The 19361-nt window shown below is 59.0% G+C and carries 23 protein-coding genes; 19 read left to right on the plus strand and 4 right to left on the minus strand.

Features of this window, described 5'->3' with window-relative positions; genetic code table 11:
* The first annotated feature begins 20 nt into the window (after positions 1–20).
* The 15 genes from ACLIKD_RS14935 to slmA all read left to right on the plus strand — a co-directional run bounded on the left by ACLIKD_RS14935 (position 21) and on the right by slmA (position 12795).
* Complete coding sequence (locus ACLIKD_RS14935) at positions 21–860, plus strand: cytochrome C assembly family protein (RefSeq protein ID WP_428825681.1); 840 nt, start codon at positions 21–23, stop codon at positions 858–860.
* Between the two features lie 3 nt (positions 861–863).
* On the plus strand, positions 864–2135 hold the full coding sequence (locus ACLIKD_RS14940; protein ID WP_428825682.1) for an HlyC/CorC family transporter: 1272 nt from the start codon (positions 864–866) through the stop codon (positions 2133–2135).
* A 76-nt stretch (positions 2136–2211) separates the two neighbouring features.
* Positions 2212–3927 (plus strand): type IV-A pilus assembly ATPase PilB, encoded by a 1716-nt coding sequence (gene pilB / locus ACLIKD_RS14945; protein ID WP_428825683.1) that lies wholly within the window; start codon positions 2212–2214, stop codon positions 3925–3927.
* Positions 3928–3941: 14 nt separating this feature from the next.
* Positions 3942–5168 (plus strand): type II secretion system F family protein, encoded by a 1227-nt coding sequence (locus tag ACLIKD_RS14950; protein WP_428825684.1) that lies wholly within the window; start codon positions 3942–3944, stop codon positions 5166–5168.
* A complete protein-coding gene (locus ACLIKD_RS14955) occupies positions 5168–6016 on the plus strand; it encodes a prepilin peptidase (protein ID WP_428825685.1) in 849 nt (282 codons plus the stop codon). Before ACLIKD_RS14950 ends, ACLIKD_RS14955 begins: the two co-directional genes overlap by 1 nt.
* A 70-nt stretch (positions 6017–6086) precedes the next feature.
* Positions 6087–6350: an FmdB family zinc ribbon protein gene (locus ACLIKD_RS14960; protein ID WP_226417035.1), complete on the plus strand. Its 264-nt coding sequence runs from the start codon at positions 6087–6089 to the stop codon at positions 6348–6350.
* Complete coding sequence (locus tag ACLIKD_RS14965) at positions 6350–6964, plus strand: DUF502 domain-containing protein (protein ID WP_428828350.1); 615 nt, start codon at positions 6350–6352, stop codon at positions 6962–6964. Before ACLIKD_RS14960 ends, ACLIKD_RS14965 begins: the two co-directional genes overlap by 1 nt.
* A gap of 17 nt (positions 6965–6981) precedes the next feature.
* Positions 6982–8784, plus strand: coding sequence for an aspartate--tRNA ligase (aspS, locus tag ACLIKD_RS14970; RefSeq protein ID WP_428825686.1), 1803 nt, complete (start codon positions 6982–6984; stop codon positions 8782–8784).
* Between the two features lie 5 nt (positions 8785–8789).
* Positions 8790–9152: a ribonuclease domain-containing protein gene (locus tag ACLIKD_RS14975; RefSeq protein ID WP_428825687.1), complete on the plus strand. Its 363-nt coding sequence runs from the start codon at positions 8790–8792 to the stop codon at positions 9150–9152.
* A gap of 12 nt (positions 9153–9164) precedes the next feature.
* Positions 9165–9593: a barstar family protein gene (locus ACLIKD_RS14980; protein WP_428825688.1), complete on the plus strand. Its 429-nt coding sequence runs from the start codon at positions 9165–9167 to the stop codon at positions 9591–9593.
* Positions 9590–10042 carry a dihydroneopterin triphosphate diphosphatase gene (nudB, locus tag ACLIKD_RS14985; protein WP_428825689.1) on the plus strand — a complete coding sequence of 151 codons (453 nt, stop codon included), beginning with the start codon at positions 9590–9592 and terminating at the stop codon, positions 10040–10042. Before ACLIKD_RS14980 ends, nudB begins: the two co-directional genes overlap by 4 nt.
* Before the next feature lie 68 nt (positions 10043–10110).
* Positions 10111–10527: an Hsp20/alpha crystallin family protein gene (locus ACLIKD_RS14990; RefSeq protein ID WP_428825690.1), complete on the plus strand. Its 417-nt coding sequence runs from the start codon at positions 10111–10113 to the stop codon at positions 10525–10527.
* A gap of 86 nt (positions 10528–10613) precedes the next feature.
* A complete protein-coding gene (argB, locus tag ACLIKD_RS14995; protein WP_428825691.1) occupies positions 10614–11501 on the plus strand; it encodes an acetylglutamate kinase in 888 nt (295 codons plus the stop codon).
* Positions 11501–12145, plus strand: a complete 645-nt coding sequence (locus ACLIKD_RS15000; RefSeq protein WP_428825692.1) for a pyrimidine 5'-nucleotidase — start codon at positions 11501–11503, stop codon at positions 12143–12145. Before argB ends, ACLIKD_RS15000 begins: the two co-directional genes overlap by 1 nt.
* Positions 12146–12183: 38 nt before the next feature.
* Complete coding sequence (gene slmA / locus ACLIKD_RS15005; protein WP_428825693.1) at positions 12184–12795, plus strand: nucleoid occlusion factor SlmA; 612 nt, start codon at positions 12184–12186, stop codon at positions 12793–12795.
* A 55-nt stretch (positions 12796–12850) separates the two neighbouring features.
* Here slmA and hemB read toward each other — a convergent pair whose 3' ends face one another.
* On the minus strand, positions 12851–13852 hold the full coding sequence (hemB, locus tag ACLIKD_RS15010) for a porphobilinogen synthase (RefSeq protein ID WP_428825694.1): 1002 nt from the start codon (positions 13850–13852) through the stop codon (positions 12851–12853).
* 132 nt (positions 13853–13984) lie between these two features.
* Entirely contained in the window at positions 13985–14647 is a 663-nt protein-coding gene (yihA, locus tag ACLIKD_RS15015) for a ribosome biogenesis GTP-binding protein YihA/YsxC (RefSeq protein ID WP_226417049.1), read from the minus strand.
* Positions 14648–14754: 107 nt separating this feature from the next.
* Here yihA and ACLIKD_RS15020 point away from each other — a divergent pair, with 107 nt between their 5' ends.
* From ACLIKD_RS15020 to ACLIKD_RS15035, 4 genes are all read left to right on the plus strand, one after another.
* Positions 14755–15390, plus strand: a complete 636-nt coding sequence (locus ACLIKD_RS15020; protein WP_226417050.1) for a c-type cytochrome — start codon at positions 14755–14757, stop codon at positions 15388–15390.
* A 120-nt stretch (positions 15391–15510) separates the two neighbouring features.
* A complete protein-coding gene (locus tag ACLIKD_RS15025) occupies positions 15511–15942 on the plus strand; it encodes a CBS domain-containing protein (protein ID WP_226417051.1) in 432 nt (143 codons plus the stop codon).
* Between the two features lies 1 nt (position 15943).
* Complete coding sequence (locus ACLIKD_RS15030) at positions 15944–16789, plus strand: HDOD domain-containing protein (protein ID WP_226417052.1); 846 nt, start codon at positions 15944–15946, stop codon at positions 16787–16789.
* Positions 16786–17439 (plus strand): sulfite oxidase heme-binding subunit YedZ, encoded by a 654-nt coding sequence (locus tag ACLIKD_RS15035; RefSeq protein WP_226471550.1) that lies wholly within the window; start codon positions 16786–16788, stop codon positions 17437–17439. The genes ACLIKD_RS15030 and ACLIKD_RS15035 overlap by 4 nt, the downstream gene beginning before the upstream one ends.
* Here the strand turns inward: ACLIKD_RS15035 and ACLIKD_RS15040 are convergent, their stop codons facing one another.
* Both ACLIKD_RS15040 and bioB read right to left on the minus strand, forming a co-directional pair.
* A complete protein-coding gene (locus tag ACLIKD_RS15040; RefSeq protein WP_428825695.1) occupies positions 17440–18318 on the minus strand; it encodes a methyltransferase domain-containing protein in 879 nt (292 codons plus the stop codon). It lies immediately after the preceding gene.
* On the minus strand, positions 18315–19298 hold the full coding sequence (gene bioB, locus ACLIKD_RS15045) for a biotin synthase BioB (RefSeq protein WP_428825696.1): 984 nt from the start codon (positions 19296–19298) through the stop codon (positions 18315–18317). The genes ACLIKD_RS15040 and bioB overlap by 4 nt, the downstream gene beginning before the upstream one ends.
* Between the last annotated feature and the right edge of the window lie 63 nt (positions 19299–19361).

Here is a 19361-nt window from a genome sequence, read left to right on the forward strand (position 1 = left end):
GCTTCTAGTAGAATTCAAGGATGGTCGACATTGTAATTCAGCTTCTGCCGCACATTCTCGCTGCTCTGATCTACGGGGTTCTCGGTTTCCATTTCTGGAACACCCGCTGGCGCGAGCACGAAAACCAGTGCGTTGCCTGCCCCATGCAAGCTTGGGAACGTATCGCCATTGCCGTAGCGCTGGTTGTTCATGCCTCTGGACTGTACGACGCGCTGTTTGCCGATAGCGGCATGCGCTTTTCGTTCAGCTTCGCACTGTCGCTGATGATGTGGCTTGCTGTGCTGATCTACTGGCTGGAAAGTTTCATGTCGCGGATGGAAGGCCTGCAACCCATGGTGCTTCCCTTGGCCGCACTATGCGCCGCTCTGCCAGTTGTCTTTCCGCACGTCCATCTGGTTGCCCATGCCAGCGCCACCGGTTTCAAGCTTCATTTTCTGGCCGCGATGCTGGCCTACAGCCTGCTGACGCTATCAGCCCTGCATGCCATTTTTATGGGGTTCACCGAAAGCGCCCTGCACAAGCGTTCGCTGAATCGCAGCCTGAGCAGCCTGCCGCCCCTTCTGACAATGGAGTCACTGCTGTTCAGGATGCTGCTTCTTGGCTTCATCTTGCTCACCCTGACGGTGGGCAGCGGCGTGTTTTTCTCCGAAGCGCTGTTTGGCAAGCCACTCACCCTTGATCACAAAACCCTGTTTGCTTTTGCCTCATGGGGAATTTTTGCAACCCTGTTGATTGGCCGCCATGCATGGGGTTGGCGCGGCAAGCGGGCACTGCGCTGGACGTTGACCGGCTTCGCCCTGCTGATTCTCGCCTATATCGGCAGCCGCTTCGTTGCTGAAGTAATTCTCGGTCGCCTCTGATTCGTGGATGAAATCCCGCTATCGGCACTACTGACAGTACTCGTCGTACTGCTCGCCCTGTCTGGCTTTTTCTCGCTCAGCGAAACGGCGATGATGGCTTCCAACCGCTTTCGGTTGCGCCACCAGGCCCAATCAGGTCACCACGGCGCGGCAAAGGCACTCGCCCTGCTCAACCAAACCGACAAAATGCTGGGCGTTATCCTGCTTGGCAACAACTTGGTCAATTCCGCTGCCGCAACCCTGGTCAGCGTCATTACTATCGCGTTGTTCGGTGATGAAAAATGGGCGCTGGGGGCCGGGACGTTGGCCGTCACTTTTGCCATCCTAGTATTCTCGGAAATCACCCCGAAAATCATTGGTGCGACGTATGCCGACCGCCTTGCGGTGATGCTCGGCCATGTGCTCACCCCACTCCTCCGGCTGTTTTATCCCGCAGTCTGGTTCATCAATCTGTTCGTCAGCGGCCTGCTCCAGCTATTTCGCCTGACTCCAAACAACTCGGGCGAAGCAACCCAGCTATCGCCGGAGGAATTGCGCAGCTTAGTTCTCGAATCGTCGCACGTCATTCCACAAAAACATCGCGCCATCCTTTCCAGCCTCTTCGAGCTCAACAACATCACTGTCGAAGACGTGATGACGCCGCGCGGCAGCATCGAGATCCTCGACCTCGATCTCCCCTGGGACGAAGTACGAACGCAGCTGGCGACCAGCCATCACAGCCGCCTGCCGACCTGTCGCGAATCGCTCGATCAACTCGTTGGCATATTGCCGGTGCGGCGCCTGCTCGCCAGCATCGGCGACCCGGAATTCGACGAGGCCGCCCTGATGTCGCAACTGCAAGCCCCGTACTACATACCGGCTGGCACAGCAATTTTCTCGCAACTGACTTTTTTCCAGGAAAACCGCCAGCGGATCGGCTTTGTCGTCGATGAATACGGTGACATTCTCGGTCTGCTGACACTAGAGGACATCATCGAAGAGTTTGTCGGCGATTTCACTACTTCCTTGCCAGGTCTCGGGCATGAACTCAAATGGTCGCCGGAAGACGATGCCATCGTCGAAGGCTCGCGTCCGTTACGCGACATCAATCGCATGCTCGACCTGGACTTTCCGCTTGACGGCCCGAAAACACTGAATGGCTTGATTCTGGAGCATCTTCAGGACATACCGGAGTCGGGATTGAGCCTCAAGCTGAACGGAATACCTGTCGAGGTGCTTCAGACCCAGGACCGCAGTGTGATCACCGTTCGCATTTACCGTCCGGAGACAAGCTAGGCCACCGGCCCAGCCTTTACAAACCATCGCCTGCGTAGCATTATCGGGCGATCTAATCGGCATTTGACAATAATCAATGGCAGCAACCCCGCAAAACCCTCCTCTTAGCGGCCTGGCGCGTGCCCTTGTTCAGGCCGGGCAACTCAAGGAGGCAGAGGCCGAACAGTTGCTGTCCCAAGCCAACAGCGCCAAGACGTCGCTAATCGAGCAGATCATCGCCAGCCAGAAAGCGTCGGCCCTTGATATTGCACGTTTTGTCTCCGACACCTTCGGTTATCCACTGCTCGATCTCGCCGCTTTCGATGAAGCGCACATTCCGGCAAATGCAATCGACCGCAAGCTGATTTCGACGCACAAGGTCATTCCGCTCAACAAACGCGGCAACCGGCTGTCAGTGGCCATTGCCGACCCGACCAATCTGCGAGCGCTGGACGAGATTCGCTTCCAGACCGGCCTTGCCGTCGACCCGATTGTCGTCGAGCACCCCAAACTCGCTCCACTGGTTGCCAAATACGCGGAATCAGCTGCCGACACGTTGAAGAATCTAGGCGCCGACGACATCAACCTCGATTTCCTTGATGAGGAGTCAGTGGCAAAGGCAGATGAAGCTGCCGGCCAGGATATCGACGATGCACCGGTGGTCAAATTCATTCAGAAAATGCTGCTGGATGCGATCAACGATGGCGCATCGGACATCCATTTCGAGCCCTACGAAAAGTTTTACCGTATCCGTTTCCGGGTTGATGGCATCTTGCGTGAAATCGCCACCCCACCGCTGGCAATCAAGGAAAAAGTTGCCTCCCGGATCAAGGTCATTTCCCGCCTCAATATTGCTGAGAAGCGCGTCCCCCAGGACGGCCGGATGCGACTGGTCCTGTCCAAGACTCGGGCAATCGATTTCCGGGTCAGCACGCTGCCCACGCTGCAGGGCGAGAAAATTGTGCTGCGTATTCTTGACCCGACTTCGGCGACTCTGGGTATCGAAGCCCTCGGCTACGAGCCAGAGCAGAAAGTTGCCCTGCTCGATGCGGTCAACCGTCCGTACGGCATGGTCCTGGTGACCGGGCCGACCGGCTCCGGCAAAACCGTATCGCTTTATACCTGTCTGAATATCCTGAACAAGGATGGGGTGAACATTTCTACCGCCGAGGACCCGGCTGAAATCAATTTACCTGGCGTCAACCAGGTCAACGTCGACGACCGGGCCGGCCTGACCTTCCCGGTGGCTCTCAAGGCCTTCCTGCGTCAGGATCCGGACATCATCATGGTCGGTGAAATCCGCGACCTCGAAACGGCCGAAATCGCCATCAAGGCAGCCCAGACCGGCCACATGGTGCTGTCCACACTGCACACCAACGACGCCCCGCAGACACTGACCCGTTTGATGAACATGGGTGTTCCGACCTTCAACATTGCTTCCAGCATCCAGTTGATCACGGCGCAGCGGCTGGCCCGACGCCTATGCAACTGCAAGAAGCCAATGACAGTACCGAACCAGGCCCTGCTTGACGCTGGTTACAAGGAGGCTGACCTGGATGGCTCCTGGACGCTCTATGGGCCCGGCGGCTGCGATCGGTGCAAGGGCAGCGGCTTCAAGGGACGGGTCGGCATCTATCAGGTAATGCCAATTTCCGAAGCCATGCAGCGCCTGATCATGAGCGGTGCCAACTCCCTCGACCTCGCCCGCCAAGCCAAGGCCGAAGGCGTCAAGGATTTGCGCGAATCAGGATTGCTAAAAGTAAAACAGGGCGTGACCTCGCTTGACGAGGTATTGAGCACGACCAACATCTAGGGGAAGGAAGACATATGGCTACCGCCGCAAAACCGAGAGCCTCGGGAGTCAAGGAAAGCGCCTTCCTTTGGGAAGGTCGGAACAAGGATGGCAAGACCGTCCGTGGTGAAATCCGCGCCGCCAGTGAATCAGTGGTGCAAACCACGCTGCGCCGACAGGGCATAACCAACACCAAGGTCAAAAAGGTTCGCTTCAAGAGCGGCGGCAAGATCACCGACAAGGACATCTCGTTATTTACCCGCCAACTGGCGACCATGATGAAATCAGGGGTTCCGCTGCTGCAAGCCTTCGACATCGTTGGCCGGGGACACTCGAATCCGGCGGTTGGCAAATTGTTGCTTGACATCAAGGCTGACGTCGAGACCGGCAGTTCGCTCTCTCAGGCATTCCGGAAATTCCCCCTGCAATTCGATGCGCTTTATTGCAATCTGGTTGCCGCTGGCGAACAGGCCGGCATTCTCGACACCCTGCTCGACCGCCTGGCCACTTACAAGGAAAAGATCATTGCCATCAAGAGCAAGATCAAATCTGCTCTGTTCTATCCGATTGCCATTATCGTCGTCGCCTTCGTCATCACCGCCGTGATCATGATTTTCGTTATTCCGGCATTCAAGGAAGTCTTCAAGAGTTTCGGCGCGGATCTTCCGGCTCCGACACTGATCGTGATGGCTATTTCCGATTTCTTCGTAGCCTATTGGTGGGCGATTTTCGGTCTCATCGGCGGTGGCTTATATGCCTTTTTCGAAAGCTGGAAGCGTTCGGAAAAGGTCCAAATGGCCATGGATCGCCTTCTCCTGCGTATGCCAGTTTTTGGCGACATCATCCGCAAATCGGTGATTGCCCGCTGGACCCGCACCCTGGCCACGATGTTTGCCGCGGGCGTGCCGCTTGTCGAGTCACTCGACTCCGTTGGCGGCGCGGCCGGCAACCACGTTTACAAGGTAGCCACCAAGCAGATACAGAGTGAAGTGTCGACCGGCACGAGCCTGACCATCTCGATGCAGAATGTAAATCTATTTCCCAACATGGTGACCCAAATGGTTGCCATCGGGGAGGAATCCGGTGCACTTGACTCAATGCTTTCCAAGGTTGCCGATTTCTTCGAGGCGGAAGTCGATGATGCGGTCGAAGCGATGTCCAGCCTGATGGAGCCAATCATCATGGTCGTCCTCGGCACGCTGATCGGCGGCATGGTCGTTGCCATGTACCTGCCAATCTTCAAACTGGGCGCAGTCGTCTGATGTTTCCTGAATCACTGGGCGGCCTGGCTGCCATGGCCGGGCTGCTCGGTTTGTGCGTTGGCAGTTTCCTCAACGTAGTCATTCATCGCCTGCCCAAGATGATGGAGCAGGAGTGGCAGGCGCAATGTGCCGAGTTGCGGGATGAGCCTGTACCGACCGCCGCAACGCTATCGCTGGCCAGACCGCGCTCCCGCTGTCCAGCCTGCGGGCACTCCATTACGGCACTGGAGAATATTCCTGTGCTCAGTTATCTACTCCTGCGCGGCGAATGCTCAGCGTGCAAGGCTCCGATTTCCTGTCGCTACCCGCTGATCGAACTCCTGACCGGCCTGTTATCGGCTTACGCAGCTTGGCATTTCGGACCGACGATTCAAACAGCCGGAGCCCTGTTGCTTCTCTGGTCGCTGATTGCCCTTGCCACAATCGATCTGGACACCCAACTATTACCCGACAGCATCACGCTGCCGATGCTCTGGCTGGGTCTGGCCTTCAACATCGCCGCCACCTATGTCGACCTCCAGTCCGCCGTCATTGGCGCCATGGCCGGCTATCTCGCACTGTGGTCGGTGTTCTGGCTGTTCAAGCTGGCAACCGGGAAGGAAGGCATGGGCTATGGCGATTTCAAGTTGCTGGCGGCGCTCGGTGCCTGGCTGGGCTGGTCGATGCTGCCGGCCATCATCCTGCTTTCCTCGGTTGTCGGTGCCATCGTCGGCATTAGCCTGATCGTTGCCGCCCGTCACGGCCGCAACGTACCGATTCCGTTCGGTCCCTACCTTGCCGCCGCCGGCGGCATTGCGCTGTTTTGGGGGCCGCAGTTGACCCACAGCTATCTCGGCTTGCTTGCTTGAAATCAGACGTCCCGCCCTGATATAAGGAATCCCGACTCTCGGTTATAATTCAAGGTTTTGGAGGATTCCCATGCCGATTTACGAATATCGCTGCGACTCCTGCGGCTCCCAGAAAGAGCATCTGCAAAAGATGAGCGACCCGCAGCTTACGACCTGCCCCGCCTGTGGGAAGGAAAGCTATACCAAGCTGCTCTCGGCCGCCGGCTTCCACCTCAAGGGCAACGGCTGGTATGCCACCGATTTCAAGGGTGGCAATAAGCCAGCGCCCAAAGCAGACAGCACGCCGCCTTGCCAGGGCGGTTCGGGGGCATGTACTCCGTGCGCGGCCAGTTGATCAAACGCTACTTCATTACCGGGCTCCTGATCTGGGTGCCCTTGGTCATCACCGGCTGGGTGCTGTCGCTGATCGTCAGCACCCTCGACCAATCGTTACGCCTGTTGCCGGAAGCGATTCATCCACAAAACATCGTTGGCTTTGCCATTCCCGGGGTAGGCGCGCTGCTGACGCTGGCCATGATCCTGCTTACCGGATTGCTGGCAGCCAATTTCATCGGCCAGAAACTGGTTGGCTGGTGGGACAAGCTGCTCTCTCGCATTCCTGTAGTCAACACCGTCTACAAGAGTGTCAAGCAAGTCTCCGACACGCTGTTTGCCCCCAACGGGAACGCCTTCCGCAAAGCACTGCTGGTTCAGTACCCGCGCCACGGAAGCTGGACCATTGCCTTCATGACCGGGCAACCGGGCGGTGACCTTGTTAACCACCTGCAAGGCGAATACGTCAGCGTCTACGTTCCGACCACTCCCAATCCGACCTCAGGTTTTTTCCTGATGATGCCGGCCAACGAGGTAGTGGAACTCGAAATGTCTGTTGACGAAGCTCTCAAATACATCATCTCGATGGGTGTCGTGGCGCCGCCGCCGCACCCGCGCGTCATTACCAATACCTGAATCAAACGGAAAGTTTCATGCGTACCCATTACTGCGGACAACTCAACGCCTCCCTCGACGGGCAAATCGTCACCCTATGCGGCTGGGCCCATCGCCGTCGCGACCACGGCGGCGTCATCTTTATCGACCTGCGCGACCGCGAAGGCCTGGCCCAGATTGTTTGCGACCCGGATCGCGCTGACTCTTTTCAGATCGCCGAATCGGTTCGCAACGAGTTCTGCCTGAAGATCACCGGCAAAGTGCGCCCGCGCCCGGCTGGCACGACCAATGCCAACCTGGCTTCCGGCGAAATCGAAATCCTCTGCCATGAAATCGAAGTTCTGAATCCCTCGGTAACGCCCCCTTTCCAGCTCGACGAAGACAATCTCTCGGAGAATGTCCGCCTGTTGCATCGCGTTATCGACCTGCGTCGCCCGCAAATGCAGAACAACATGATGCTGCGCTACAAGACGGCGCGCGCCTTCCGTCGCTTCCTTGACGACCACGGCTTCATCGACATCGAAACCCCGATGCTGACCAAGTCCACGCCGGAAGGTGCCCGCGACTATCTCGTCCCGTCGCGCGTCCACCCTGGCCAGTTTTTCGCGCTGCCGCAATCGCCGCAACTGTTCAAGCAATTGCTGATGGTCGCCGGCTATGATCGCTACTATCAGATCGTCAAATGCTTCCGTGACGAGGATCTGCGCGCCGACCGCCAGCCGGAATTCACCCAGGTCGATATCGAAACCTCGTTCATGACCGAGGACGCGATCACCGCGCTGATCGAGGAACTGATCCGCTACGTCTTCAAGGACGCAATCGACGTCGACCTGCCGGCACCTTTCCCGCGCATGACCTACGCCGAAGCAATGGGTCGCTTCGGCTCCGACAAGCCGGATCTGCGCGTCACGCTCGAACTGACCGAAGTCACCGATGCCGTCAAGGATGTCTCGTTCAAGGTCTTTGCCGGCGTCGCCAACAGCGAAAACGGCCGTGTCGCCGCCATGCGCATTCCCGGCGGCGCCAGTCTGACGCGCGGCGAGATCGACGAATACACCAAGTTCGTCGGCATCTACGGCGCCAAGGGCCTGGCCTACATCAAGGTCAATGACGTCACGCAACTGAATGAAACCGGCCTGCAAAGCCCGATCGTCAAGAACCTGCATGAAGCCGCACTGAAGACCATCGTCGAGCGTACCGGCGCCCAATCCGGCGACCTGATCTTCTTTGGCGCCGACAAGGCCAAGGTCGTCAATGACGCACTCGGCGCCCTGCGTACCAAGATCGGCCACGAAAAGAGCTTCGTCAATGGCAAGGACTGGGAGCCGCTGTGGGTCGTCGACTTCCCGATGTTCGAGTACGACGAGGAAGACAAGCGGTGGACCGCCTGTCACCACCCCTTCACCAGCCCGAAGGACGAACACGTCGCGCTGCTCAAGACCGACCCGGGCAAATGCCTGGCCAAGGCCTACGACCTGGCGCTGAACGGCTGGGAAATCGGCGGCGGTTCGGTGCGTATCCACCGCTCGGAAGTCCAGGAAACCGTTTTCCAGGCGCTCAACATCGGCCCGGAAGAACAGCAGGCCAAGTTCGGCTTCCTGCTCGACGCGCTGAAGTACGGTGCCCCGCCGCACGGCGGCCTGGCCTTCGGCCTGGATCGCATCGTCACGATGATGACCGGTGCCGAGTCGATCCGTGATGTCATTGCCTTCCCGAAGACCCAGCGCGCCCAGTGCCTGCTCACCGATGCTCCATCCGGCGTCGACGAGAAGCAACTGCGCGAACTGCACATCCGCTTGCGTCAAAAGGTCGACACCCAGGTCGAAGTCGGCCCGGCCTGAACCCGATGAAAAACTGGCTGCGCTTTCTGATCGTCCTCTGGCTGGCGATCGGGAGCGCATACGGTTTTAGCTTCGGTCACGACCAGCCAACGGTCGACACTGTTGGCTTGTCCGAGTTGCCGCGCGAAGCCCGGCAGACGCTTACCCTGATCAAGACTGGCGGGCCGTTTCCCTATCCGCGCGACGGCATTGTCTTCGGCAATTTCGAGAAACGGCTCCCCCTGCGCGAACGTGGCTATTACCACGAATACACCGTAAAGACGCCATGGCGGAGCGATCGCGGCCCGCGCCGCATTATTGCCGGGCGTGACGACGAGTATTACTACACCGACGATCACTACCGGTCCTTCCGGCGCATACGGGAATAGGACACAGCGACGATGAGCGACAAGCTCCTGAATAATGCCGGCAAGGCAGGCCTTTACCACCTTCCTTCGACGCGCCGCGAAGCCCTCGAACGGACAGCCGGCAAGCTGCATTTTCAGACCCTTTCCGCCAACCTGATCGAATGCCGGACTATTGCCCAGGTGCTACAACAGTTGGGCAACGCCCTGCGCTTCCCGATTTGGTACGGTGCCAACTTGGATGCGCTTTACGACTGCCTGACCGACAGCGACTGGCAACCAAGCACCGGCCACGTATTGTTGATCGACGGACTCGACAGCCTGCGCCTCGCCGATCCCGAACACTTCGCCACGTTAGTCGAGGTTTTTCAGGCGGCAACGGAAGCCCGGCGAGAATCCGGCACGCCATTCTGGATCTTGCTCGACACGCCGGCCAGGGGTATCACGGCCTTGCCGACGAAATGAGCGGCTTCAAGCAACCAGTATCGGTATTGGTGGTGATCTACACCACCGCCCTTGACGTGTTGTTGCTCGAACGTTCGGCACATCCTGGCTTCTGGCAGTCAGTCACCGGCAGCCGCGAAGCCGACGAGGTCCTGATCGACACTGCCCGCCGCGAGGTTGGCGAAGAAACCGGGATCGATACAGTCGCGTATCCCGTCGACGACTGGCAGATCACCAATACCTTCGAGATTTTTGCCGAATGGCGCCATCGCTATGGGCCGGGGGTTACCGAAAACACCGAGCATGTGTTCGGCCTGCAACTGCCGCATCGGATCAGCATCACCACTGCCCCCGACGAGCATCGCGACTGGACCTGGATGCCTTGGCAAGCCGCCGCCGAACGCTGTTTTTCGTGGAGCAACCGGGATGCCATCCTGCTGTTGCCCGAGCATGTCAAACGCGAAATTTAGCTCTTGAAAGCTCGCCTGGGCACCCTATATTTGGATTGCAATGATTTGATCCACAAAGGAGACCCACCATGGCAAACATCACCCGACTCGACCCGCTCGACGATCTTTTCCGCGGCTTCTTCGTTCGCCCCGTCGAATTCAACGGCCAGACGCAACAACCGCCATCGATCAAACTGGATGTCAGGGAGCAAGGCGAGAATTACCTGATCCATGCCGAACTACCCGGCGTCAAGAAGGAAGATATCCACGTCGTTGTCGATGGCAATCAGGTGTCGATCAGCGCCGAAGTCAAGCAGGAGAAGGAAACCCGGGAAGGTGAGCGCCTGCTTCGCTCGGAACGCTATTTCGGCCGGGTTGCCCGCTCTTTCCAACTCGGGCAGGAAATCGACGATGCCAAGGCGGTGGCAAAGTTCAACGATGGTGTACTCGAATTGGCCTTGCCCAAACGGACGGCCAGCCCGAACAAACGCCTGAACATCGAATAGGCGACACCGCTTAAGACGCACAAGGCCGGACCCCGTTCCGGCCTTTTTCTTTGTACAATCCGCGGCGATTCCACTCGGAGCAAGCCATGAGTCTCGAAAATCTTTCCCCCGGCCTCAAGGCCGCCGTGCTGGCCGAAGCCCTGCCCTACATCAAGCGTTTCCACGGCAAGACCATCGTCGTCAAATATGGCGGCAATGCGATGACCGAGGAACATCTGAAGCAGTGTTTTGCTCGCGATGTGGTGATGCTCAAGCTGGTCGGCTTCAACATCGTCGTCGTGCACGGCGGCGGTCCGCAGATTGAAAGCCTGCTCGCAAGAGTCGGCAAGAAGGGCGAATTCATCCAGGGCATGCGCGTTACCGACGCCGAGACCATGGACCTCGTCGAAATGGTCCTTGGCGGCCAGGTCAACAAGGAAATCGTCAACCTGATCAACCAGTACGGTGGCAAGGCCGTCGGCCTGACCGGCAAGGATGGCAGTTTCATCCGCGCCAAGAAACTGATGCTGGAAAACAAGGATATTCCGGGCGACCTGATCGACGTCGGCCAGGTCGGCGACATCACCCAGATCGACCCGTCGCTGATCGCCCTGCTCGATAGCGGCGCCTTCATCCCGGTCATTGCGCCGATCGGGGTCGGCAAGGATGGCGAGACCTACAACATCAACGCCGACGTCGTGGCCGGCAAGATCGCCGAAGTGCTCAAGGCTGAAAAGCTGGTACTACTGACCAACACGCCGGGTGTGCTCGACAAGGCCGGCAACCTGATCAGCGGCATTACTCCCAAGCAGATCGATGAAATGGTCGATGATGGCACCCTCTCCGGCGGCATGCTGCCGAAGATCGGCTCGGCGCTTGATGCCGCCCGCAATGGCGTCAAGGGCGTGCATATCATCGATGGCCGCGTCGAACACGCGTTGCTGCTGGAAATCCTCACCGATCATGGGGTCGGCACGATGATCAAGTCGCACTGATGGGGACATCGGATCGCGTCTGGTTGTTCGATCTGGACAACACGCTGCATGACGCGAGTCCGCACATCTTTCCCCACATCAACCGCTCGATGCGCGAATACATCGAGCGGCATCTCGGTGTCGACGAGGACGAGGCCAACCGCATTCGCCAGGGCTACTGGCACCGTTACGGCGCCACGCTGCTCGGTCTGATGCGCCACCATGGCACCGATCCGGCCCATTTCCTCAAGGAAACCCACCAGTTCCCCGACCTGCGCCGCATGGTCATTTTTCCGCGCCAGACCCTGCATACGCTGCGTCGCCTGCCGGGGCGCAAGATCATGTTCTCCAACGCCCCTCGCCACTACATGGAAGGCATACTGGAAATCACCGGCTTGTGGCGCTGCTTCGACGCGATTTACTCGGTTGAAAGCACCCGTTTCCGCCCGAAACCGATGGCTTCCGGATACCGCGCCCTGCTCCAGGCAGAGCGTCTCGACCCACGACGCTGCATCATGGTTGAGGACAGCCTGGTCAACCTGATTACCGCCAAGAAACTCGGCATGAAGACCGTGTGGGTGAGCACTGGCTCACAGGGCTCGCCCTATGTTGACGTCAAGGTCAGCTCAGTGCTGCAACTACCGGCGCGTTGCGGTCGACTATAATTTCCCGACACAAAGCCAATAATCGCGAGGGGGCAATCATGGCGACCAAACCGGGCGAGCGGCGCCTGCAAATTCTGCAGACGTTAGCCGGCATGCTGGAAACCCCGAAAGGCGAAAAGATCACGACGGCAGCCTTGGCCGGGCAGCTCGATTGCTCGGAAGCCGCTCTCTATCGCCACTTTGCCAGCAAGGCCCAGATGTACGACGGGCTGATCGAGTTCATTGAGCAAAGCCTGTTTGGAGTCATCAACCAGATCACCAGCGATGAAAACGAGGGCCTCAAGCAAGTCGAGCAAATCGTCGCCTTGCTGCTCCGCTTTGCCCAGAAAAACAGGGGAATGACCCGTGTCTTGATCGGCGATGCGCTGGTCAATGAAAACGAGCGCCTGCAGACGCGGATCAATGCCCTGCTCGACAAGGTTGAAGCCGCACTCAAGCAATCCTTGCGCATCGCCGCGACCCAGGAAAACCTGAAAGCCGACGCCGACTTCGGCGCTCTCGCCAACCTGCTGCGCTGCTATGCCGTTGGCCGCTGGGAACAATATGCCCGTAGCGGGTTCAGCCGCGAACCATTGGCCCAATGGCCGCAACAATGGACCATGCTGTATTTCGCCTGCCTGTCGCAGTCCGGCACACCGGGCAGCGACTGAAAAACGAAAAGGCGGCCATGGCCGCCCTCGTCGTAAGTCCCTGCTGCCGAGCCAATCAGCGCTTCAGATACTCCGCCGCATCCAGCGCGAAGTAGGTCAGAATGCCATCCGCCCCGGCCCGCTTGAAGGCCAGCAGGCTTTCCAGCACGCAGGCCTCTTCGTTCAGCCAGCCGTTAAGGAAGGCCGCCTTCAACATCGCGTACTCGCCGCTGACCTGGTAAACGTAGGTCGGCACCTTGAACTGGTCCTTCACGCGGCGGACGATATCGAGATAAGGCATGCCCGGCTTGACCATCACCATGTCTGCGCCCTCCTCCAGATCGAGAGCGACTTCCTTCAGCGCCTCATCGGAGTTGCCGGGATCCATCTGATAAGAGTATTTGTTGCTCTTGCCAAGATTGGCGGCGGAGCCGACGGCATCGCGGAAGGGACCGTAGAAGGCCGAGGCGTACTTGGCGGAATACGCCAAGATGCGGGTATGGATAAAGCCGGCCGCATCGAGGCCATCGCGAATACGACCAATCCGCCCATCCATCATGTCCGACGGGGCAACCACATCGACCCCTGCCGCGGCATGGCAAAGGGCCTGTTTGACCAGCACCTCGACCGTTTCGTCGTTCAGCACGTAACCGGTTTCGTCGATCAGGCCATCCTGACCATGAATGGTATAAGGATCAAGCGCGCCATCGGTAATCACACCGAGTTCGGGAAACTCGCGCTTGAGCGCCTTGATCACGCGCGGCACCAGTCCGGCATCGTTGAAGGCCTCTTCCGCTCCGAGCGACTTCTGCGCCGGATCGATCACCGGAAATAGCGCCAGCGCCGGGATACCCAGCTTGACGGCCCGTTCGGCCGTCTTCAGCAGAACATCCAGCGACTGCCGCTCGACGCCCGGCATCGAAGCGACTTTCTCGATTCGCCCTTCGCCCTCGAGAACAAAAACGGGATAAATGAAATTATCAACCGTCAAGACCGACTCCCGCATCAGACGACGGGAGAAATCATCGCGCCGCATCCGGCGCATGCGTGTTGCGGGAAAACGTCCGGTAGAACTCATGCTTCAACCTCAATCAATTCGACAGAAAAATTATCAACCAGCGCGGAACTTTGCACATTGACCAGCGTCAGATCTTGCAGATGGCACGCGCTATCTCCCGCTTCACCTCCCTGAGCGGGTGCCTTGACTACGTCAGGGCATTTTGGCCCCCGGACCCCCCTTATCCGGGGGCCCTTTATTTTCCAGCGCCTTTCTTTCCATACCCAGCCAACCGGCGAGCACGACTTCCGCTTCTTCGACACCGGTCTTTTTCAGGCTGGAGAACAGTTGAACGGAGTAAAGATCGGCATCGCCCCAGGTAGCCAGCTCTGCCGTGACAGACCGTAGCACCTTGGTCTGCTCCTGACGACTCAGCTTGTCGGCCTTGGATAGCAAAATATGAATGGGCCGACCGAGGGGCCGGAACCAGTCGATCAGACGCAGATCGAGATCGGTGAGCGGGCGGCGAATATCCATGATGACGACCAACCCGGCCAACTGCTCCCGGTTGCTCAGGTAAGGACCGATCAGCCCCTCCCATTGCGAACGGATCGCTTCCGGTGCTTTGGCATAGCCATAACCGGGCAGATCGACAAAGTATTTGCCCTCGCTCAGGGTGAAGTAATTCAGGTGCTGTGTACGCCCCGGCGTCTTGCTGACATAGGCCAGCCGAACCCGGCCGGCCAGCGTATTGATTGCGGAAGATTTACCCGCATTGGAACGGCCGGCGAAAGCAACTTCACAGACGGAATCCATTGGTAAATCACGAAGATTGGCGACGGTTGTAAGGAAAACCGCCTGCTGGAACAGAGGCATAAAAAACCTTGAAGACCCGCCAAGGGGCGGTGAACTGATATAGAATAGCAGGTTTGTAACCTCCGTTCCGGCCAAAGCGCCCACAAACGCGTACAAGGAGCTCGAAAATGATTCGTACCGCGGCAATGGCAATCCTACTTGCCACCAGTTTCATCGCTCATGCATCCGAAGCAGCCAAGGGCAAGGCTGATCCTGCCAAGGGCAAAGTCATCGCCGAAACCGTCTGTGTCGCCTGTCATGGCGCCGACGGCAATAGCGCCGTATCTGCCAACCCGATTCTGGCTGGTCAGGTTCCGGAATACCTTGCCAAGCAGTTGCACAACTTCAAGTCGGTCGACGGCAAGCCCGCAGTCCGCAACAATGCCATCATGGCCGGCATGGCTGCCGCCGTACCAGATGAAGAAATCGCCAACGTTGCCGCCTGGTTCGCCAGCCAGAAACAAAAGCCGGCCACCGCCAAGGATGAAAAGCTGATCGCGCTTGGCCAGAAAATCTGGCGCCAGGGCGATTTCAAGAAGGGCGTCCCGGCCTGCGCCGGCTGCCACGGTCCGGCCGGTGCCGGCCTGCCCGCCCAGTACCCGCGTCTGGCTGGTCAGTTCCCGGAATATACGGAAGCCCAATTGAAGGCATTTCGCGCCGAAGAACGTAGCAACGACCCGGAAAAGATGATGCGTACCATCGCCGGCAAGCTCTCCGATGCCGAAATAAAAGCGGTTGCTGATTACGCGGCAGGTCTGCGCTAATCAAGGCCCCAAAGACAAAGGCAGCTTCGGCTGCCTTTTTTGTTTCTGAAGACTTGGCAGCCCGGATTCACGGGGATAGACTGCCCGAACAACAATTCGATCCAACGGAGGAGTCTTACGATGAAAACGCTAAAGCAGATGCTGGCCGACAAACACCGGCCGCTCGCAGTAGTCGCTCCCAGTGACTCTGTTTTTCATGCCTTGAACATCATGGCCCAGCACGACGTCGGCGCCTTGCTCGTGCTTGAGGGCGAACAACTCGTTGGCATTTTTTCGGAACGTGACTACGCCCGCAAGATCATCCTGCAAGGCAAGACGTCGAAGGAGACCCTGGTTCGCGACATCATGAGCGAGCGCGTCGCCTACGTCACCCCTGGTACCACGCTCGACGAATGTATGGCACTGATGACGGAAAAGCGCTTTCGTCACCTGCCGGTACTCAATGAAGATGGTAGCGTCGTCGGCATCATCTCGATTGGCGACCTGGTCAAGGAAACGATCAGCACGCAACAATTTCTGATTACCGAACTGGAACGCTACATCACCGGCTGAGATGGACACTACCGACGCTCGCATTCATTTCCGCATCCTTGAAGACATCGCCCGCGACCTGTCGGGCGATGTTAACTTTCCGACGTGTATGGATGCCGCCATTCTGGTCCGGAACACCCTCAAGGATCCGTCCGCCAGCCTGGAACGTGTCGTTCAGGTGGTTGGCGTCGAACCGCTGATCTCGAGCAAGTTGCTGCGCCTGGCCAACTCGGTCGTCTTCAATCCATCGGGCACAGCCATCACCGAACTCTCGGGAGCGATCAGCCGCCTGGGTTTCGAAGCCGTCCGCACCACCTCTCTGGCGGTGACCATGGACCAGATGATGAAATCGCGCAACCTCGCGGCCTACGACGGCATCGCTCGGCGGGCATGGGAACACTCGATACGGGTCGCGGCGATTGCCCGCGTGCTGGCCCGGCGCCTGGGTCGCATCAATCCCGATGAAGCGATGCTGAGCGGCTTGGTCCACAACATCGGAATTTTCTACCTGCTATACCGGGCGGCCGAATATCCGGAATACCGTGACAACGAACCGGCGATGCTCGAACTGCTGCGCGGGTGGCATGAAAGTATCGGCGAGAGCCTGTTGCACATCCTCGGCCTTCCGGCCAGCATCGTCGACGCAGTGCGCGAGCATGGCCGGCTTAAAAACATCCAAACCCCGTGCAGCGTTCGCGATGTCCTGTATTTTGCCAATCTGCTGGCCGGCGGCCCGCAGGACTGGCTGGCTTACGATCTGGCTCCGGAAGAGCTGGCGCTGATGAATGCCGACCGCGAACGTTATGCCGATCTGCTCAGCGAGGCTGAGGAAGACGTGCGTGAGTTGCACGCCGCCCTGACCGTTTGAGCAATCAGCAACTCGCCTGGCTCAAGGCGGCACTCTTTCTGGTTTGCCTGCTCCCGCTGACCCGCCTGCTATGGGCGGCCGGAACGGGCGATTTCGGCAACGATCCGGTAGCCTTTGTGCAGCGCTGGACCGGCTCCTGGACATTCAATCTGCTGCTACTGACGCTATGCATTACACCGCTGCGCGTGATCACCCAACGGCACTGGTTGCTGCGCCTGCGTCGCATGCTTGGCCTGTTCTGCTTTTTCTACGCGACGCTGCATTTTTTATCCTTCATCGGCTTCGATCATCGCTTTGTGATCGACGACATCGCCAAGGATATTTTCAAGCGGCCTTTCGTCATGGTCGGCTTTGCCGCCTTCCTGCTCCTCGCATCGCTCGCCGCCACCTCCAACAACTGGGCTATCCGCAAGCTGGGCGGCCGCCAATGGCAGGAATGGCACCGCAATATCTATCTGGCGGGAATTCTGGCGGCCATCCATTACCTCTGGCTAAGCAAGCCTGAAGCGCTGCTCTGGCCGGTTGCCTATGCGCTGGCCCTGGGCATTCTGCTGGGCTGGCGCATTCGCGAGCGTCGGCGCAAGGCCATTCCGGTACCGCGTTTCCCGGACGCCAAGCCGATCAAGTTCTTCAAGCAGAAACCGGACTGACTACTTTTTCTGGGTCAGGTCGAAGCGGACGATAGCCCGCCCGTCAGCCGTCTGCTTGGCTTCTGCCTTCCACGCGTGGCCATAGACCACCTCGAAAGTCGCCGGCAACTTTTCGGCGCGGCGCATCCCTTCATAGGCCGCCCGCGCCGCTGCCAGCGCGCCACGTCCGGTCAGCCCGTGGCGCCGGGCCTTCATGGCGCACCCCGAACCGGCGGCCCGCAATTCGGCGAACATGGCATCGAGATCGTCATAGGTCAGCGTGATCACTTCCATGTCCATCACCGGATCGGCAAAGCCGCAACCGACCAGCATGTCGCCAAGGTCGTGCATGTCGATGAAGCGCTGGGTATGGGCGTAGCCATCGGCAAAGGCCGTCCGCAGCTCCTTCAGCGAATCCGGGCCGAGGGTCGAGAACATCAGCAGACCACCGACGTCGAGCACGCGATGCGCCTCGGCCAGGGCGGGTAGCGGATCGTCCAGCCAGTGCAGCAGCAGATTCGACCAAACCAGTGAAGTCGACCTCGATTTCAGGGGCAGCTTGGCGGCATCGGCCGCCAGTCTTTGCGGCCCCGACTTCTTGCCAAAGCCCAGCCAGCGCTGCCAGCCTTGCGGCTGCGTCCGACCGGCGTCAAGCATGGCCGGCGAAACATCGAGCCCGAGCAATTGCGCCGCCGGATAGCGCGCCGCCAGTCCGGGAAAACTGGCGCCCAGACTGCACCCAAGATCAAGGATGCGATTTGGCGCAATGTTGACGAAATCGAGCCGCTCCTGCATCCGGCGGTCCACTTCGCGGGCAAAAAAATCGGCCTCGCCGTAACGCGCCGCGACTTTCGAGAAGCGTCGACCGACCTGCGGCCGGTCGACAAACCCAGCGCTCAAACTGCCTTGACGCCCAGGCGGGCAAACAGTTGATCATCATGATCGGCATCCGGATTGCCGGTAGTCAGCAGATGATCGCCATAGAACATCGAATTGGCGCCGGCCAGGAAACACAAGGCCTGCAACTCGTCGCTCATTTCCTGACGGCCGGCCGACAGGCGGACCCAGGAGGTCGGCATGGTGATGCGGGCGGCGGCAATAGTGCGGACGAACTCGAAAGGGTCGAGACGCGGATTGTTCGCCATCGGCGTACCGGGGATCGGCACCAGGTTGTTGATCGGCACGGACTCCGGCGGCTGGGGCAGATTGGCCAGCTGGACGATCAGCCCGGCGCGGTTCTTGCGCGACTCGCCCATGCCGATAATGCCGCCGGAACAGACATTGATACCGGCATCGCGCACCTGATCAAGGGTGTCGAGGCGGTCATCGTGGGTATGGGTCTTGATGACCTGACCGTAGAATTCCTTGTCGGTATCCAGGTTGTGATTGTAGTAATCGAGACCGGCATCCTTGAGCTTTTCGGCCTGGCCTTCGCCGAGCATGCCGAGCGTCACGCAAGTCTGCATGCCGAGCGCCTTGACTTCGCGCACCATGTCGAGCACCCGGTCGAGATCGCCGTCCTTCGGGCCTTTCCAGGCGGCGCCCATGCAGAATCGGGAAGCGCCTTTTTCCTTGGCCACTTTCGCTGCGGCAACCACTTCGGCCAACGGCATCAGGCGTTCCCGCTCGGTGTCCGTATCGTAGCGGGCCGACTGCGAACAATAGCTGCAATCTTCCGAACAGCCGCCGGTCTTGACCGAAAGCAACGTCGAGCGTTGAATGGCGTTCGGATCGAAATTTTCGCGATGCACGCCCTGAGCGCGCCAGATCAGATCCATCAGGGGCATTTCGTAGAGGGCGAGAACCTCACCGACCGTCCAGCGGTGGGTGGGTGCAGTCTGCGAAACGGCAGGAACGGCGGCGAGAGTGCTAGCTTGCATGAGAGGCCTTGCTTGAAAGATTCAATGGAAATCGGACGCGGAACGCATCGGTAATTATGGATT

Origin of the sequence: Azonexus sp. IMCC34842 (assembly GCF_050368855.1) — a bacterium.
In the GTDB taxonomy this organism is placed as follows: domain Bacteria; phylum Pseudomonadota; class Gammaproteobacteria; order Burkholderiales; family Rhodocyclaceae; genus Azonexus; species Azonexus denitrificans_A.

Coding starts and splice junctions, on each gene's coding strand:
- hemB (WP_428825694.1), bottom strand. CDS start 13,852: ATGAGTTCTACCGGACGTTTTCCCGCAACACGCATGCGCCGGATGCGG.
- argB (WP_428825691.1), top strand. CDS start 10,614: ATGAGTCTCGAAAATCTTTCCCCCGGCCTCAAGGCCGCCGTGCTGGCC.
- ACLIKD_RS14975 (WP_428825687.1), top strand. CDS start 8,790: ATGAAAAACTGGCTGCGCTTTCTGATCGTCCTCTGGCTGGCGATCGGG.
- nudB (WP_428825689.1), top strand. CDS start 9,590: ATGAGCGGCTTCAAGCAACCAGTATCGGTATTGGTGGTGATCTACACC.
- ACLIKD_RS15000 (WP_428825692.1), top strand. CDS start 11,501: ATGGGGACATCGGATCGCGTCTGGTTGTTCGATCTGGACAACACGCTG.
- aspS (WP_428825686.1), top strand. CDS start 6,982: ATGCGTACCCATTACTGCGGACAACTCAACGCCTCCCTCGACGGGCAA.
- ACLIKD_RS14955 (WP_428825685.1), top strand. CDS start 5,168: ATGTTTCCTGAATCACTGGGCGGCCTGGCTGCCATGGCCGGGCTGCTC.
- ACLIKD_RS14960 (WP_226417035.1), top strand. CDS start 6,087: ATGCCGATTTACGAATATCGCTGCGACTCCTGCGGCTCCCAGAAAGAG.
- ACLIKD_RS14950 (WP_428825684.1), top strand. CDS start 3,942: ATGGCTACCGCCGCAAAACCGAGAGCCTCGGGAGTCAAGGAAAGCGCC.
- ACLIKD_RS15025 (WP_226417051.1), top strand. CDS start 15,511: ATGAAAACGCTAAAGCAGATGCTGGCCGACAAACACCGGCCGCTCGCA.
- yihA (WP_226417049.1), bottom strand. CDS start 14,647: ATGCCTCTGTTCCAGCAGGCGGTTTTCCTTACAACCGTCGCCAATCTT.
- ACLIKD_RS14990 (WP_428825690.1), top strand. CDS start 10,111: ATGGCAAACATCACCCGACTCGACCCGCTCGACGATCTTTTCCGCGGC.
- bioB (WP_428825696.1), bottom strand. CDS start 19,298: ATGCAAGCTAGCACTCTCGCCGCCGTTCCTGCCGTTTCGCAGACTGCA.
- ACLIKD_RS14980 (WP_428825688.1), top strand. CDS start 9,165: ATGAGCGACAAGCTCCTGAATAATGCCGGCAAGGCAGGCCTTTACCAC.
- ACLIKD_RS14935 (WP_428825681.1), top strand. CDS start 21: ATGGTCGACATTGTAATTCAGCTTCTGCCGCACATTCTCGCTGCTCTG.
- slmA (WP_428825693.1), top strand. CDS start 12,184: ATGGCGACCAAACCGGGCGAGCGGCGCCTGCAAATTCTGCAGACGTTA.
- ACLIKD_RS15020 (WP_226417050.1), top strand. CDS start 14,755: ATGATTCGTACCGCGGCAATGGCAATCCTACTTGCCACCAGTTTCATC.
- pilB (WP_428825683.1), top strand. CDS start 2,212: ATGGCAGCAACCCCGCAAAACCCTCCTCTTAGCGGCCTGGCGCGTGCC.
- ACLIKD_RS15030 (WP_226417052.1), top strand. CDS start 15,944: ATGGACACTACCGACGCTCGCATTCATTTCCGCATCCTTGAAGACATC.